Source organism: Salmonella sp. 741265073_HBA (assembly GCF_046569105.1).
Classification (GTDB): Bacteria; Pseudomonadota; Gammaproteobacteria; order Enterobacterales; family Enterobacteriaceae; genus Salmonella; species Salmonella enterica.
In genome coordinates this window covers 1-17,082 of sequence record NZ_JBKFRY010000012.1, presented here as the reverse complement: position 1 = coordinate 17,082, position 17,082 = coordinate 1, and the positions used below count along the sequence as shown (strand labels likewise).

Sequence of the window (17,082 nt, the reverse complement as noted above, 5' to 3'; positions counted from 1 at the left end):
ACCTCCTCCCGACCTTCAAATACAATGGCCACGACATTAAGAAAAAATCAGTAATGCTCCTCGATATACCCGTAAGCCTTCTGGAATAACTCTTTATCTTTACCTAATCCAAATTGAGCCAGAGTGAGCAAAAGCGCCTTTTGAATTTCGCGTGGACCGCTGTGGGAACTTTGCCAGCCATCAAAGCGAGTTGCTTTGACGATTTTATCGATTTGCTCAACAACGTCGCCGATTAACTTAGGGGTAGTTTCTGGGCGTGTTTCGAGGAAAAGTTTGGTCAAAGCCTGTTTATTATCAGCTTCAGTTACTGGGCGCTCGCCCGTTTCGCGCTCGGCTTGTACGGTATCTTTCGCAGCATCCAACAGGCCTTTCAACCAGTCGATGGCCTTGATAACACCAGCTTCATAGTCCTGACGCAGTTTTTCCAGACGCTCACCCAATGCCACAAATTTAGGATCATGGCTACCGCGTAAACGCCCCATAAGATCAATCTCCAGGCGTTTTGCGCGTTGTTCCTGTTCTTTAACCGTCAGGGTAAAAATTGCGTGCTCATCCATGATCAACTCGTCAATATCATCGCGAATACGATTGATATCAGTATGCTCATGGATCATCTTAATTGTTTCGGGGCCAAGGGCTGCCCAAACAAGCGCACCTGTCTGCCCCACCGGACGCACCGATTCATAAATTTGCGCTAGCCATTTATAGTCCTGACGATAAGGAGTCAAAAAAGGATCTGGGTTGATAGCTGACCATAACTTGGATAACACACCAAAGCTGGCAGCGAATTCATCGCGTTTCTCGTTGGTTGGCAGGCATTCCTGCGCAGCCATAATGCCTTCAAAACCTTCTATAGAACGATCTATACCAGGGAAGAAGGCCAGACATTTATTCAGTTGTAACGGCAATAGCTCTTTAAATGCCTCGATCCCCTCTACAACCCCTTCAATTTCTTCAGGGTTATAGGCCAGAGCAGTACGCAGATTTTCGAAAACGCCGAGGTAGTCGACAATTAATCCCATGTCCTTGCGCACATCATCGGTTTCGTACAACCGGTTGGTTCGGCACATGGCCTGAAGAAGAGTATGATCGCGTAGAGGCTTATCGAGGTACATGCAATAGCAAATTGGCGCATCAAAGCCCGTAAGCAGCTTGGCGGTAACGATGATAAGCTGTAACGGATGCACAGGATCTTTAAAGCATTCAATCAGATCCTTTTGCACTTGCTCTTCCGCATCAATGTGCTGCCAGCGTTCGAAATCGGCTTGTTTAATAGGTAGCTCCAATTCGTCATGCCATTTGAGCCAGTCCTTATTAAGCTTATCTTTTTTGCCACCCTCTTCAACTTTAACCGGAGCCTGGTCAACGTTCATAACCACTTCAACCGCATCAAAACCGAGCTTTTCACCGAGCAAATAATACATCTGCACACAGGCTTCACGATCGTATACCACAACCATGCCTTTCATCTTTTTCGGCATAACATGGCTGGTAAAATGCTCAACAATATCATTACTCACCGCAGCCATGCGTCTGGGGGATTTCAGCATAATAGCCAGCTTGCCAGCGCGTCTGGACAATGCTGCTTTTTCTTCTTCATCCAGGTTGTTTTCGGTGGCCAGTTGCTCGAACTCTTCGTTGATAGCATCACGATCCACTCGGAGTTCAGCCAACCGAGGTTCGAACTTCACTGGGTTAGTCGCTCCGTCACGGATCGACTGCTTATAGCTATAGCGGCTCATATAGCGACCAGGATCTTCTTCAGCACCGAACAACTTGAATGTATTACGATCAATGCCAGAAATCGGTGTGCCAGTCAGGCCATAGAAGTGCGCATTAGGCAACGCCCAACGCATTTTCTCACCTAACCCACCTTCCTGGGTACGGTGGGCTTCATCAACCAACACAATGATGTTGTCACGGTTGTTCAGGCCATTAGGGTTGCTATCGTCAATTTCGATATCTTTAAATTTAAAGATGGTGGTGATTAAAATGCCACGGCTGTCTTGCTCAATGTATTCACCCAACTTTTTGCAGCTTTGCACTTTAATCAGATTCTTAACGTCGGCCCCACCAAAAGTTTCATTAATTTGGCTGTCCAGATCTCGCCGGTCCACAACGATAAGTACCGTCGGGTTTTTTAACGCATTATCGGCACGCAGCATTTTAGCGGCGTAAAGCATCAACAAGGATTTACCCGATCCCTGGAAATGCCAAATCAGACCTTTTTTTGGATAACCTCTGCGAACACGCTCAACGATTTGTTTTGCTGCTTCAAATTGCGGATAACGCGGCAGGATTTTAACGCGTTTAGGTGGAGTATTTTTGCCTGTTTTGACGGTTGAAAATAATGCAAAAGATTCCAGTAGTTGCAATAAGGTCTGCGGATTTAATAAACCCTCGCAGCTGTTGAGTACCGATGCCAGGCCCGGCAGAATCTCATCACGAAGCTCAGTATTATGCCATGGTCCCCAATCTTTAACTCGGGCATTAATGGCACCATAGGCAAAGGTTTTACCTTCGCTGGCAAAACACAGCAAGTTAGGTACAAAGAAAGATTCAACATTTTTCCAGTAGTACTTTTTGCCGCCCATAAAGTCGGCGGCACCGTCTTGCCAGGTTACGCTAGGACGTGTTGCGGTTTTAACTTCGCCTACAACTAGTGGTATACCGTTCACATAAAGGACAATATCAAAATAGACTTCAGTGGCCGCGATATAGTGAACCTGCTGTGCCACCACGAAATGGTTGTTCTCTATGTTCTCAAAATCAATCAGATTGATGGTGATATGGTCGCCATTTTCGCCAAAGGGCAAGGTTTTGTCTGCCATCAACCATTCCTGGAAGTTTTCATTGGCCTTTACTAAACCGGTATGTCTGGCTTCTAAAACCACTCCCCGAAGTTTGTAAATGACCTCATCGGCATAGTCAGGCTGTCTGCCGATATCAGGGTTTAACGAACAAAGCGCGTCTTTTAGCCACTCATCAACGAAGATATCCTGCGCTTTTTTAGGCAGTTTTTCACCGTGGCAGTAAGACCACTTGACCCCACTCAACCCTTTTAAGCGATCGATAATTCCATTTTCTGTGACGGTTTGTTCGTTAAACATAATTAATCACTATCCTGAACAAAGAGAGATTTTGTTAAATTTGTAAGAATTACACCTTTTTTTTTCAATTTATGTCTCAAGCTATCCATTTCTCTAACTACCATCACAAGCTTTAACTGTTCTTCGAGAAAAGGAACATCGACATCAATATTTGCTAACGTGGATTTATTAATAATAGGGACGGCCTGAATGCCTGTGTATTTTTTAATAACTTCCAAATTATTCTGAATCCAAACAATAAGGTATTCTGGCAATATTTTTTCACTACAAATTAATGAATTTATCTGCTGGTTAGTAGATAAATCACACGATGCAATTGCTGCTTTTCCTATTGTTGAACCTATACAAGTCAGTAAAACCGATCCTTTAGGCACAGATGGAGTTTTTTCTAGCCCTTTATGAGTAATATTACGCTCGCCGCTATTAATATATAATGAATCAGAGCTAATATCACCCGGAGTTATAAACGGAATATCCCCCTCCCAGTATTCACGTTCATTAGGAGGAGGCGTCTTCCCCGTACTGATTCGACAAACATCACCTAGTTTTTCTCTAGAAACATTATGACGGATTATTAGCTTAGATATATGTTCCCTAAAAATAACCTTCCTAAAAAAGAGTAATGACTCTAAGGCTGCATCGTTTTTTAAACTTGCCAAATTACATGATGATAATATTGGCAACATTTTCAGCTGTCGATTTTTTGACGGGAATAGGAAAACTTGTTCGGCTAAAACTTTCCACTTTATCGTTGGTGATAATGACCCTTCCGATATAGCTACAGCTCGATTCATAAATATATCGGATTGCATAAAGAAAGGAAGAAACCCGGGAATAACCATTTTAGAATTTTCTTCAAGAACCATTGCGTGCGCTGAGCAGATACAATCCCAATCAGCCACAGCTACCTTACGTTGATACGCACGACGCTTGCCAAAAATGATCTGCCCTTTCTTTACCAACAGCTTTTGCCCTTCAACATCCGCCGGTACGCCATGTCGCTTAATCTTCAGACTATCAGGATCTAAGTGTTCCAAGCCAACATAGATTTTAAGGTCTGTCTCGCTCGGTTCTACACGTTTAGAGATATGTTTCGCAATATCGCCAAACTTCACCATTTGCCAGCCTTCCGGTAATTGCTGTTCCGTCATTTACTGCCCCACCTTGCTTTGAACATTATACCCAAGCTCCGCAAGGCTTTGGAATAATTTATTAGTTTGTTTTTTCAACTGTATACGGCTTACTTTCCACGCTTCAATCGCATGTTCAATATTATGTACTTTACCGTTTTGTTGCGCTTGCACATACAGCGGGATCGACAGGTTGTAGAGATTCCCTTTAATAGCGTCGATATCCACCAGTGCAGTGATATTATTTTGGTTTTCAGGGCTAAAATAAGCCTCGCATAACACAGCCAAATCATCTTTGGATAAGCGACTATGGGCGCGCTCACGAGTAACGTGTTCCACCCCATTAATAAATAACACCTTGTTTTTACGCTCAGCAGGTTTATTGCAGTTAAGCACTACCACGCAAGACTCCATCGGAGAGTTGTAGAACAAATTCGGGCCTAACCCAATCACCGCTTCAATGATGTCCGATTCAACCACCTGTTTACGAATGGCTTGCTCTGAATCACGGAACAGCACGCCATGTGGCCAGAGCATGGCGGCGCGACCAGTATCTGGTTTTAAACTTTTGATTATATGGGTATAAAAAGCATAATCAGCGCAGCCCTGCGGTGGTACACCATAAAGATTACGACCATATGGATCGGCAGCAAACTTGTCACGATTCCATTTTTTTATGGAGTATGGCGGGTTGGCAAAAATCACATCAAACTGCTTGAGCCGATCGTTTTCAATAAACTTTGGCTCAGCCAAAGTATCACCGCGCAGCACATCAAATTCTTCGATATCGTGCAGGAACATATTCATACGGGCGATAGCGGAGGTCAACAGGTTCACCTCCTGACCATAAAGATGCACTGAGCGCCACTCTTCACCTCTTGCACGGAGATCCATCACTGCATTTAGCAACATCCCGCCAGTGCCGCACGTCGGATCATAGGCGGTTTCACCCGGTTTTAATCCCATAATGCGCGTCATTAAATGCACGACTGTTCGGTTGGTGTAGAACTCTGCAGCCGTGTGACCGGAATCATCAGCGAACTTTTTAATCAGGTATTCGTAGGCTTCACCAAGATCATCCTGGGCGACAGATTTAATACCGAGCGGAATTTTACTGAAATGTTCAATCAGATCAGCCAGCAGATGATCGGGCAGGCGCTCTTTATTGGTCCACTGCGCATCACCGAAGACGCCATGTAAACGCGGGTTATTGACTTCAATTAGTCGAAGCGCATTCTGGATCGCTTCGCCAATGTTTTTACTGGTATTGCGGACCTTTTCCCAAGCTGCCTCAGAGGGAATGTTAAAACGGTGAAACATCGGCATGGCGGCATATTCGGCATCGCCTTCATGGAGCTCCATCGCCTCATTATATTCTTCCAGATAGACATCTGACAGGCGTTTGTAAAACAGCAACGGGAAGATATACTGCTTGTAGTCTGATGCGTCAATTTGGCCACGAAGAAATTCGGCGGCACCCCAGAGCAGCTCTTCCAGCTTTTTATTACTCATACCTCGAATCCTTCTTTGATAAGCAGGGTTTCCAGCTCCTCTTCTGCTTTTTCCAGTTCAGCCAGCTTCCGTTGAAAATCTTTGAGCGCCTCTTCCACAGTGATGGTTTCTTCTTCGAGTGGCTTTTGCACATAACGAGCAATATTTAGATTGAAGTCATTTTCTTCAATCTCCTTCAGAGGTACCCAGCGTGCAACTCCTTCGATTTCTTTTGCATCCGGCCCCTGTTGCGCTTGGTCATGATAGATTTGGTATATGTCATCAGCCTGCTTGTTGGACAGTGTATTCTGCGCACGCCCCTTGGTATAGATTTCTTCAGCATTGATAATCAATACATGATCTTTATGCGTTGCCGGGCGTGATTTGCGCAGCACCAAAATACACGCAGGAATCCCAGTCCCATAGAACAGGTTGGAAGCGACACCAATAATCGCTACGATGCGATTTTCTTTCAGCAATTTGGTTCGTATTACTCCCTCTGCGCCGCCACGAAACAGCACACCATGAGGTAACACGACAGCCATACGTCCATTGTCGTTAAGTGAAGCAAACATATGCTGCACCCAGGCAAAATCACCATTTGTTTTAGGCGCCAGACCATATTGCTTACGGCCATAGGGATCGTTCGACCACAGATCGTATCCCCATTCCTTCAAGCTAAATGGTGGGTTGGCAACAACGCAGTCGAAGGTTTCTAAACGATCGCTTTGTAAAAACTTAGGTTCACGCAGCGTATCCCCGCGAACAATATCAAAATCCTCCTGACCGTGCAGGAACAGGTTCATTCGCGCGATGGCTTCGGTAGTCAGGTTTTTTTCCTGACCTTTAATTTTTAGCAAGCGCGGATCACCGCCGTTTTCTTTTACATGGTGGATAGTTTCAAGCAGCATACCACCAGTACCACAGGCGGGATCGTAGACACTCTCACCAGCTTTTGGATCAAGAATGTTAACCATCAAGCGAACAATAGTACGTGGGGTGTAGAACTCACCAGCTTTCTTGTTAGCTTTATCAGCAAAACGTTTGATCAGGTACTCGTATGCGCGCCCCATATCATCATCACGGACACTAGCAACGCCGAGATTCACTTTGTTGAAGTGATTAAGTAACGTAGCCAGTAACTCATCAGAAAGGCGTTCTTTATTGGTCCAACTGGCATCGCCAAAAATGCCATGCAGTTTAGGGTTTGCCAGCTCTATACCACGGAAAGAGTCTTTTAAGGCCTGACCAATGTCTTTGGTCTCAGCGAATACATCACGCCAGTGACAATTCTCTGGTATCTGAATACGGTGAAACATCTTCCCTTTAGCAAGCTCTGCATCCCCAACGCTCTCCATCGCATCGGCAAATTCTTCGTCATATACATCACAAATGCGTTTGAAGAACAGGATGGGAAAAATGTACGTTTTGTAATCTGACGCATCAATAGGCCCAGTGATGATATGGGCTGCATGCCAAAGATGGGCCTCGAGATCTTTTAGGTTAATCAGTGTCATTGTTGTCTCTTATCGATCCTGCGAAGCTGGAACTCTCAGCAACTCATGGATTTCACAGTAAAAAAGCAAGCAAAGCGATTCCATAACCACCTGAGCGTTCAATGAGTATGACGCCTTTACCCAAGTTGCTTTAATCAAGGAAATCGCCAGAGATCATACTCTGGCACTAGAATGATACCAAGATGAAGGACTGATTTCCGCATCAATACCTTGTAGCCAAGGGGGATTACTCTTTTACACTTATTGGCGCAATAATGGCGGTATTCCTCATTTCTCTACCGGAGCATCTTACGCGCTATGACCACTCTCGTTTTTTCCTATTCCCATGCAGATGAAGCACTACGCAACGAACTTGAGAAGCATCTCTCCCCGCTGAAGCGAACCGGGAAGATCACAACATGGCACGATCGCCGCATCGTCCCTGGCCAGGAGTTTGAACGTCAGATTGACCACTATTTTTCGCAAGCAGATATCATCCTGCTCCTGATCAGCAGTGACTTTATCGCTTCAGATTACTGCTATCAGGTAGAGATGAAAAATGCACTGGAACGACATAACCGGGGCGAGGCGGTGGTCATTCCGGTAATTTTAAGAGACTGTGCCTGGCATCAGTTAGAATTTGGCAGCATTATGGCGGCGACTACCGACGGTAAACCCATCACTAAGTTTGCCAGCCACGATGAAGGCTATGTTCAGGTCGTCGAGGCCATCTCGCGTGCCATAGCCCAGATGGAAGCCAAAAAACCACAGCAAACCACACATATCCCTTCACCGGCTCCGGCGAATCCGATGTTTCAGGGAGTGGATACCGTTTTTACACCGCGTTCAAGCAACCTTTCTCTACCCAAGAATTTTACCGATCTGGATAAAGATCGCGCCAGACGTGAAGGCTTTGAATATGTTGCCCACTATTTTGAGAACTCGTTAGATGAACTCAAAAATCGCCACTCCGGATTAGACATCGATTTTAATCGGCTTGATACAGATTCATTCACCTGTGCTGTTTATATCAATGGCAGTAAGGTCGGTCAATGTGGCATCTGGCGTGGAAATCAACACCATGGAATGGGGGATATTTGTTACAGCCAGGATAATGTTGTTCGAAACAGTATTAACGAAAGTCTAAGCCTTGCTGATAATGGTCAGACTCTTGGTTTTCGTGCTCTGATGGGAGGCTTCAGTCGTGGCACCTCACGAGACGAACTATTGACGAATGAAGGGATGTCGGAACATCTCTGGGAAATGTTCTTCGGGCTAATCAAGCAAAGAATGTCCCGATAATTTGCCGTATCACAATCGGGCATACTGCCCGATTTTTGTGCTGTCATTATTAGCAAATCTCAATAGGGGTTGAGAAATGATGCAACTTAATCTTGCCAGAGTGCTGTTACTTGGGGACGAAATTAATGGGTATATTCGTTATGAAATATTCTCAAAAGAAGGAGAGCGTCCTGACTATCCAGAAAAAATAGTGGTTTATCGTGAAAAGGTTTTAGAAGCGAATGGCGATAAATATTGGGTCAAAACGGATGAAGTCATCAATCTGGATCATCTAGGATTCCAGGAGGGTCAATTTCAAATGGCAATGACTTATCACATGTGCCCTGCGCGAGATATGTTTTCAGCGATAGATGAATGCAAAAAACATTATCGTAAAACTTGCTAATCCGAAGATATCAAGACTGCATATATAGGCAAACTCCACTATCAGTTCCTTGGGGGCCGCAGGCTTTGCCGTGAATCATTAGGCTCCTGCTGTAGTTACAGCAACGCCTGTCTATACAAAAACAGGCGTTGCAAATTCATGCAGGCAAATACGTTTTCTTAAGCGGCACCAATAACTTAGTCTCAATATCCACTTGCTCATAGTTTTCCACTAACGCACGTACCAAATCGTCAAGCGTCCATAGCGTCAACGGGATCGTAGAACGATCGGCCTCATAGCGTGCATCCTTGCTGAATCCACCTGTGCTGACATACAGCCCGCGATCGTCTTTATGACGGCCACCGATAAAGCTACGGATTTGCTGGCTGTTCATCTGTTCCCTCCGGTGCTTCACCTCAACAATAATGCGCGAATTTTCGAAGCCAAAACCGTCAGGGGAAGCAATGATATCTTTCCCACGGTCAGCGCCAGCAGGCGATACCTGAGTTTTATATCCCATGCTGCGTAACACGCCTGCGACCAGATTTTGCATCTCATCCCAGTCGAGACGGTTGATACGATCCTTGATGCCTTCAAAGGCGATCATCTCCATGTCGCGCAGAGGATTAGAAACAACCTCATCCTCTCCATCTGAAACAGGTACTTCCGGCACGACATCTGAGACAGGCTTTTTACCCTGCACTAATTCATTCACGGCAAAATCAGGCACCTGAAAAACCGTCAGCGTAGAGCCAAGAGTGTTTCTGGTTGCATCACTCAGACTATCGCGCTTAATCTCTTCCGCGTTCCACTTCACTTTACGCGCAATGCCCATGCCATCTTCAAGCCACTCGGCATGAAACTCAAAATCTGATGCGATTTTCCCTATTAAATAGGTCCGATTAGAAGGTGAATAAGTGATAGCCCAGTCACCTTTCTGCATCTCATTCACAAAGCGCCAAACCTGGGAAGCACCGGAACGAACTGTGCCTGGCTTAGTCTGTGGCTCAAGCTCCTGATACCGGGTAAACAACTGCTCTCTTGAGCATCCCGGTTTTACATAGGGAGCGAGCTGCGACCAGCCGATTGCAACAACCTGTTTGTCCCTAAAGTCATCGTACAATTTTCCGCCATCGCCGCGGATCATCCACATTTTAGTCGCCACAATAATTCCTTCTGAAAATGCCTCACAGCCATCTTACACTGGGGAAACACTGTTAAGATGGCTAATCACATTCCTGATCTAAACCTGACGCCTCTCAAGGCTATTATAAATTGCCTCAATCTCGCCCTTCAGGTTATCACCGCAATAAACCATCGATGTATCGTATCGTTCATATCGCGCTTCACGTGTCGCGCTAAACCAGTTGAACGATCCCACGCACAGCAAACCATCATCACCAATAACAATTTTGCTATGAACACGATTGACCAGTTTTGTCGCAATACCAAGGGCGTTCAGTTTCTCCAGCGCCGCTTTGAGGTTCTGCTGCTTCTCTTTTCGCTTCTCAAAATCATTATGTTCAGTGTTGTAGCTTCTGTCAGTGACTACCGTGACGTTAATACCACGTGAACACGCCGCAATCATGGAATCAAGAAAACCGGTTTGTTCCAGCTTTTGCCAGGTCAGCCATGGAGAAACTATCGTGATGTGTTTACCGGTATTTTCAAACGTCTGATTCAGGAAATTATCATGCTGCTCCACACCATGGAGGGTATAGATTTTGGTCTCGGAAGTTTTTAAATCCTCACGCTCTTTATAGTCAAAAAAGAGTGCATTTTTCTCTGACTCAAAGAGATATTTTGCCAGTAATCCCCGCGGAGATGAGGCTGGCTGGATCTCAAACAGGTCCATATCGCCGAAGACAAGGAAACTGTCCTTAGCTCGGGAGACAGCAACGTTCAGCATGCTGTTATCGCTATCAATAAACGCGCCGTCTTCATGCTTTGAATAGACTGGCGAGAATATAACAATCGCTCTTTCAGCGCCCTGAAGAGAATGCACGGTGCCTACTGTAAGCGACTTTTCATTCGCGCCTGCGCTGATGCCTTGTTTATCCAGCGCCTGTTTGATGGTCGATACCTGCGCACTAAAAGGCGTCACGATACCGACAACTTCATGAAGCGATTTACCATAATACGCTTCAATACTTTGCTGGTTATCTGTCAGCCAGGCCGCTATCGTTTCAGCCTCCAGCAAATTATATCGGCTTCCGCTACTTGCCAGCTCTCCTTTACCATCAATATGGAGATAACCCATTGCGGGCATTAAATTGCTCTCTTCACATCCTCTTTTAGGCAACAACTTACCGTGATAGCAAAGCGTATTGCAGTATCCAATAATATTATCGAAGCACCGGCGGTGTTCATATAAGTACATGCCACGTGCCAGTTCGGGATCATATTGATAGCGTGAAGCACACTGCGCTATTTTCATGACGCTGCCAGATGCGGCGCTTTTACCAAGCTCTGCGATTGCCGTATATTTCTCAGTAATCTCTTCTTGCGTACTGCCTGACAGAATTTTTTCCGCCAGCATGTTACCTATATCAATAGCAGGAGTAATACTCCATATTGGCGGGATCTGTTCCGTATCACCAATCACTAATGCCTTTTTAGCCAGAGCAAACGAAGCAGCAGCCACTTCAGGAAGCACCTGCCCGGCTTCATCGACAATGAGTAAATCGGCAAAATCATATAAATAACTTTTCTCGAATTTACGTTGTCCTTTATGTTCACTTATCTGCATATTGCCGGGCAGCATATAGCAGGTCATGACCACGCATGGGGTAAGTTTCATTCGGCGTTGCCAGCGAGCGGCTACTCCTTTAGCACCTTTCTTGCCCTTTTCTTTCTGCAGATCATCGATCTTCGCCATATCCATCAACCAACGACCTTCCCAATAGTGGGTCGCCAGTAAGAATGCAGGGAAGCGGATTTGCGTATCAGCCAGTTCATCGGCCTGTGAGAAGCTCAGTTCCTCATCGCCCTCATGCCCTAAATCAAGTGCCAGCCTCTGCCATTCCTGAGCCACCTGCTGTTCTTTAAGAACGATTTCATGCGCGGAGTCAATCTGCTGCCGGTAGGTTGTTTGCTCGCGCTCGGCGGAATTAAGTAACCTATCGATATTACGTTCGATGGTTTCAGGATCAGACCACTGATTTCCCGCAATCAGCGCACCTAATTTATCTTCGAGAAACAGTTGTATTTGGTACTGCCGCTTACTGCGAACCGCTGGTAGCCATGAAAATAATGAATAGATCAGTGATTCACTGGCCCGATATTTTTTCCATTCCGCTTTAGCACTTTTTAGTAGAGTGACCTTTTGTTCTTGCCCGGAAAGTAATTTATTTAAATTATCGAGATATTGCTTAATGTCGTTAGCAATAAGCTCACGCGCTGCCCGAACCTGGCTTAACGTTTGCCATACAGCGTTCAGCCTTACCAGTTGTTCGGATTTTGCTGCCAACTGACCATGCAGGAGTTCAATAACCTTTTCAGGGGATGAACACTCTTTTTCAGGAAAGGCTGCCTTAGCTTTCTCCAGATAAAACAGCTGTGCATCCTCTACATACTCTTTTGACTCAACCTGGTTGAAGAAATCTTCAGTTTGATATTTTTTGGCGGCCTCGGCTTTACGAGTGCTTGAGGGAAAATAAGCGCCGAAGCTTTTCAGCTCTGGCAACCATCGTCCGGCCATTGCACCAGTGCCCTGGGAAAAATCTTTCCCGAACGCCTCGATAATGTTCGTTACAGCCTGGTTATTCGTTGAAGTCGCGATAATAACCGGAGGTTCCGCTTTTTCGAGAGCCGCTCTGGCCCACTGTGTGGCGATGATAGAAAGCACCAGCGTGGTTTTTCCGGTTCCCGGGGGACCATTAACGGCAAGGATATCGCCATGCCTCGCATCCAGAAAATGGCTTAAGGCATCGCGCTGAGCCTTTGCCAGCGGAAACTTATCCCCGGAGTGTCCAATCCTGTCGCTGAATTTTGCTTCCGGAGGAAGTAATGACTCTGCAGCATGAACCTCTCGCGAGGCGAAGCGATTGAAGAGCGGCACATCCTTTTTGCAAATAAGCAGGTGATCATAAAGCGAAAGGATATGGAAACTGGCACCGCCAGATTGCGCCGTTTTAACAATATAACCGTGCTCAGCGAGTTCATATTGCTCGGGATTTTTAATCCAGTCGCCGACAACGTTCTTCAGTAGCCTCTCTGAATCATCCAGATATTGACGCCAATCCTGCTGCCAGGCTGCATATCGTGCTTCTCGTTCTTCATCTGTTTCGGCGGTCTTATCAACGCGGTCATCAAAGTTGATAGAGAATGACGTATGTGTCGTTTTGTATTTGTCGTACTGCTCAATCTCACCAATTGAAAATGCCCCTTTTGGCAAAGGTTCAAGCAGGTCTCTGGGAATGGAGGTCGCTGGCGTCGGATATAAAAAACCTTCACGGCTCAACAGGGCTGGCGTCACTATCGGGGTAACAATATCAGGCGCACCAGCGGAATGGTCCTTTCCACGCTGCAGTAACCGGAAATAAACCTTTGGCCGCAAGATGACATCGACTGTTTCGACGTCGTCTTTTTCTCCCTCAAAAAATTTACCCACGATCGTTTCGTCAAGACGTCCCGCCGCTATCCCATGCCAGTGAGTGAAATTTTTGGCATCTTTGCGTTCAAAACTGCCCTTTCCTGACTCAGCATCTGCCAGCGAATTGCGCCAGTATGAGGCAAACCCTAAAGCATTGTCATCCATTACCAGTCCTATGTTTCAATGAAACCCATTGATTTATCGAATATAAAATCACCGTATGGATAACTATTGTCCACGTTGAAAGGCTGGCTGCAATGTTTTGTTCACGCTTCGATAAAAATACTCAGGTTATACGGAGTTCAGAAAACGACCATATCATGCTGCATGTCACATAAAAGCGTTATAACTGAAGCAGAAGAGGATTACCGGTTACGTAGCACGTTCCAGAAACCCGTGAGCCCGGCTGGGCAGCGTTCAGTGCAATACTGGAACCTGTAAGCTCAGAAAATAACGCTGTCGAATGTTCCGCCGACCAGATTATGTTACTGGCGCCCCATTCGCGCGCCACGGACTCGAACGTATAAAGGGGCTCTCCACCCCGCTTGTCCTCTCTGCGTTTTTCCGCCGGATTAATGCCTTCTAAAATAAGCCTTCTTCTATCCGCTTGCTTCTCCCTTGCCAGTGCGAGAGAAATGAGTGGATAAGGGCCTAATGCCATACGGTTCTTTTTGTTTCCAAAGCGAAATTTCAGATACCACAGCTTGGATCCGCTGGGGTTCACCTGAATGTAAAGACCGTGGCAGTCAAAGAGCCTGTATGCCTTGCCAGGCGGCTGGCATGCCGGATTGCGAGATCTGTAAGCGCCATTTGGGGGTCACTCCTCTATCGAACCGGATTTGCCCCTTTTTGCCCCCAGATCGCGTGGATGTCAATGGATGAAAAATGACCAACACGTAAAGACCATAAAATAAATATGGTTATTAGCGAAAAATAAATTATCTTTGAATTACAGACAGATATGGACGAACCTGGACAGAAATGGACACAAAAAAAGCCCCCCTTATGCAGCTAATTATTGCATCACTTGGTGCGAAGGCCGCACCGCGATTCTCGACGTAACCTATTGAAGTAAATAATATTACAAAACAAGAGAACCGCTATATATACTCACATGTATACTCATGCGCGATTCTCTGAAAACGCAGTTAACTTAAAATCACGCCTCATCTTCTTCCACAGGTTCAAGCGCGTCAAGTCCCCCCAGAACGGTGAACAACTCTCCATTTGACCTGCAAGCCATTCAGAACCCGTCAAAGATAAAATCGAGAGCATTTTTGATGGTTTGCCTGTGGGAACGAACGTCCATCACCTCATCACCAATCTGCGAAAGCCTGATACTCGCCATTTCGTGAGTCATCACCAGATAGTCATTACCTTCCACATTCAGAGTGGGCGTGAGGCGCTTAACTGGGTTATTTACCAATCTGCTCACAGGAAACAATGGGATAACCATGCGAGTATGCAATTCATCAATAATATCGCTTTGCACATCAAGTAAATAAGGATAAGCCTTGCTGTTTCCTTTATTGCGATAAACCATGTATTGCATGATTAAAACGTCCTGTAATCGTCCGATAAAAGGCCGTGCTCATCAGTAATACGATTGAGCTCCTGCAAACCCGCTCTATTTTCTGCTTTCCAGCGTTCAACGCCTGTGGCACTGATTTCCTCTTTCAGCGCGGCGGTAAGCACCGCAGACAGATTAATACCTGCATCACGGGCTTGCTGAAGCAATGCAGGTTCCAGCGTGACACTGACTGTTTTTTTATGTCGTACACTCATACCCGACATAGAGCCTCCTGAAATTACACGTGTAATAAACACATGTATCTAGTATGGGGAGTATTTAAGCAAATGGCAATGAGAGGCGACTATCTCGGATAGCAACATCTTTGCCTGTCAGGTTTCCTTTAAACGGTTGGCAAAATCTACCATATCCGAATGACTCACCACACGACCAGCATCCACATCGGCAAGACCGGCCTGGATGCTCTGGTGACGTCGCTCTCTTTCAGCCAGCATGGAGAGTAATGCTTCCTTTATGACCCAGCTTTTTGAACGATCCAGCTCTACAGCCAGATTTTCAACAGCAGCAGCCAACTCAACTGGAATCTGGGCGCTGATGGTCTGTTTAGCGGAAGAAGCCATAGGGATTACCTCGTTTAATAATACTTAATAACTCCTATTAAGATTAGCATAGAGGTGCCTATAAAAACATCATATCTTATTTCGCAGGCAACATCCCCGGATAGTGTTTCGCCACGATATCATTCATCTTCTCCATCAGATCCAGACGCTTGAACGTGATATATCCGCTGCCCTTCTGGAAGTAGCGAATAGACAACTTTTCATCTTTATGCGGGTCACGGATACGCAGAGTTGGCGCGGCCCTTCGCCACACAAGCCCCGCAGACGGCAACCAGCGGCGAACGGTTCCGGCATGTAACTGGAAACCGGTTATCTCATTGATTTTTATTGCCAGAAGTTCTGTACTCCAGCGGGAACGCTGGTAGCCAAAATCACCGGGAGAGTGTTTTACCAGCTCACGTAACAGCGTGCAGATATGCTCAAACGGCGAGCGACAGGTACGCCCGGCAGGTAATGATTTCAGACCTTCAATACCCGACAACGTGAACCAGTTAATCCAGCGACCGACGGAGGAACGGGCACAGCAGAGCGTTCTGGCAACGTCGCTGACGCGATCGCCCCGGTGCAGCATCAGCATGGCAGTCAGCCTGCGGGCATAATTTTTATCGTGCGTTTTATGGATAGCTTTCTACATCAGGCGTCGTTCGTCACGGGGAATTGGTGCTATGATCGGCATCGCTCAGTCCGGTTGGTGATTTGTGATTTTTGGCGATTGATCAGATCGCACAATCCGGGCTGAGTTCCCTCAAAGTGATCTACTATTTGGCGCAGCTATTTAGGTTTTACAAGTAAGGACATGCCGTCACCGTCAACAAGTGAATACTCTTTATCCTCAGGTTTCGCAGAACGAACTTTAGTATCCGTTAGGTCATGATGGACCTCCTTCGATTGGTATCTCGTGAGCATACAAGCAATATAGAATCGGAAAATATACTCATTAGTATACTCACAAGCTTGTTGATGTGGGTTGAGTTAGATTGACTTCAGTTGAAGGAAAAATCGCTGAAAGCCTTGTGTGGCGCGGATTTCAGGCATAAAAAAAGACCTCAGTTGAGGTCCATTTACATGCTTTTGGTGCGAAGGCCGGACTCGAACATCACACTTACCTCATTGGTTTATATGTCATTTTCTGAATACAATATAATCAATACCATCATAAATACCATCACGCAACATAGTCATTTAAACGCATAACGCAATTTTTTATTGAAGTAAAGATAAAAATTGAACCAATACCCAAATGATGGTATCCTACAGGATGGTTTTCAATTCTAACATGGATTTAGGAAGCACTAATGCTTAACTTTGAACAAGTGCTAAACGACATCGAAAATCTTCTTTTTGGCAAACAGCTACAGCCAATTAATCCTTCTACGCCTCCACTATGTATTATAAGCATTGATCGTGAAAACGGTAAATATAAAGTCTCTTCTAATTCTGAATC

At 45.7% G+C, this 17,082-nt stretch carries 12 protein-coding genes and 1 pseudogene; 2 read left to right on the top strand and 11 right to left on the bottom strand.

Features of this window, described 5'->3' with window-relative positions; translation table 11 throughout:
* Positions 1-47: 47 nt before the first annotated feature.
* From ACLD3P_RS16030 to ACLD3P_RS16015, 4 genes are read right to left on the bottom strand one after another with little or no spacing between them, the layout of a single operon-like run.
* Complete coding sequence (locus tag ACLD3P_RS16030; protein ID WP_000481469.1) at positions 48-3,110, bottom strand: type I restriction endonuclease subunit R; 3,063 nt, start codon at positions 3,108-3,110, stop codon at positions 48-50.
* Between the two features lie 2 nt (positions 3,111-3,112).
* The gene (locus ACLD3P_RS16025; protein ID WP_000139625.1) at positions 3,113-4,261 is read right to left on the bottom strand and encodes a restriction endonuclease subunit S; all 1,149 of its coding nucleotides are present in this window, start codon (positions 4,259-4,261) and stop codon (positions 3,113-3,115) included.
* Positions 4,262-5,752 (bottom strand): class I SAM-dependent DNA methyltransferase, encoded by a 1,491-nt coding sequence (locus tag ACLD3P_RS16020; protein WP_216642462.1) that lies wholly within the window; start codon positions 5,750-5,752, stop codon positions 4,262-4,264.
* Positions 5,749-7,248 (bottom strand): class I SAM-dependent DNA methyltransferase, encoded by a 1,500-nt coding sequence (locus ACLD3P_RS16015; protein ID WP_000172636.1) that lies wholly within the window; start codon positions 7,246-7,248, stop codon positions 5,749-5,751. The genes ACLD3P_RS16020 and ACLD3P_RS16015 overlap by 4 nt, the downstream gene beginning before the upstream one ends.
* A gap of 297 nt (positions 7,249-7,545) precedes the next feature.
* On the opposite strand from ACLD3P_RS16015, the gene ACLD3P_RS16010 reads away from it, so the two are divergent.
* Both ACLD3P_RS16010 and ACLD3P_RS16005 read left to right on the top strand, forming a co-directional pair.
* Positions 7,546-8,529 (top strand): toll/interleukin-1 receptor domain-containing protein, encoded by a 984-nt coding sequence (locus ACLD3P_RS16010; protein WP_023245162.1) that lies wholly within the window; start codon positions 7,546-7,548, stop codon positions 8,527-8,529.
* 76 nt (positions 8,530-8,605) lie between these two features.
* The gene (locus ACLD3P_RS16005; protein WP_023245161.1) at positions 8,606-8,914 is read left to right on the top strand and encodes a hypothetical protein; all 309 of its coding nucleotides are present in this window, start codon (positions 8,606-8,608) and stop codon (positions 8,912-8,914) included.
* A gap of 136 nt (positions 8,915-9,050) precedes the next feature.
* Here the strand turns inward: ACLD3P_RS16005 and ACLD3P_RS16000 are convergent, their stop codons facing one another.
* The 7 genes and pseudogenes from ACLD3P_RS16000 to ACLD3P_RS15970 all read right to left on the bottom strand — a co-directional run bounded on the left by ACLD3P_RS16000 (position 9,051) and on the right by ACLD3P_RS15970 (position 16,260).
* The gene (locus ACLD3P_RS16000; RefSeq protein WP_131046710.1) at positions 9,051-10,040 is read right to left on the bottom strand and encodes a restriction endonuclease; all 990 of its coding nucleotides are present in this window, start codon (positions 10,038-10,040) and stop codon (positions 9,051-9,053) included.
* Positions 10,041-10,136: 96 nt separating this feature from the next.
* On the bottom strand, positions 10,137-13,652 hold the full coding sequence (locus ACLD3P_RS15995) for an AAA domain-containing protein (RefSeq protein ID WP_131046652.1): 3,516 nt from the start codon (positions 13,650-13,652) through the stop codon (positions 10,137-10,139).
* A 361-nt stretch (positions 13,653-14,013) separates the two neighbouring features.
* Positions 14,014-14,297: pseudogene (locus ACLD3P_RS15990) on the bottom strand (Arm DNA-binding domain-containing protein); the annotation flags it as partial.
* A 433-nt stretch (positions 14,298-14,730) separates the two neighbouring features.
* Entirely contained in the window at positions 14,731-15,039 is a 309-nt protein-coding gene (locus ACLD3P_RS15985) for a CcdB family protein (protein WP_001199743.1), read from the bottom strand.
* Positions 15,040-15,041: 2 nt separating this feature from the next.
* Complete coding sequence (locus tag ACLD3P_RS15980) at positions 15,042-15,281, bottom strand: type II toxin-antitoxin system CcdA family antitoxin (RefSeq protein ID WP_000016244.1); 240 nt, start codon at positions 15,279-15,281, stop codon at positions 15,042-15,044.
* Between the two features lie 108 nt (positions 15,282-15,389).
* Positions 15,390-15,638: a CopG family ribbon-helix-helix protein gene (locus tag ACLD3P_RS15975; protein WP_079944395.1), complete on the bottom strand. Its 249-nt coding sequence runs from the start codon at positions 15,636-15,638 to the stop codon at positions 15,390-15,392.
* Between the two features lie 76 nt (positions 15,639-15,714).
* On the bottom strand, positions 15,715-16,260 hold the full coding sequence (locus ACLD3P_RS15970) for a helix-turn-helix domain-containing protein (protein WP_301337445.1): 546 nt from the start codon (positions 16,258-16,260) through the stop codon (positions 15,715-15,717).
* Positions 16,261-17,082 lie beyond the last annotated feature (822 nt).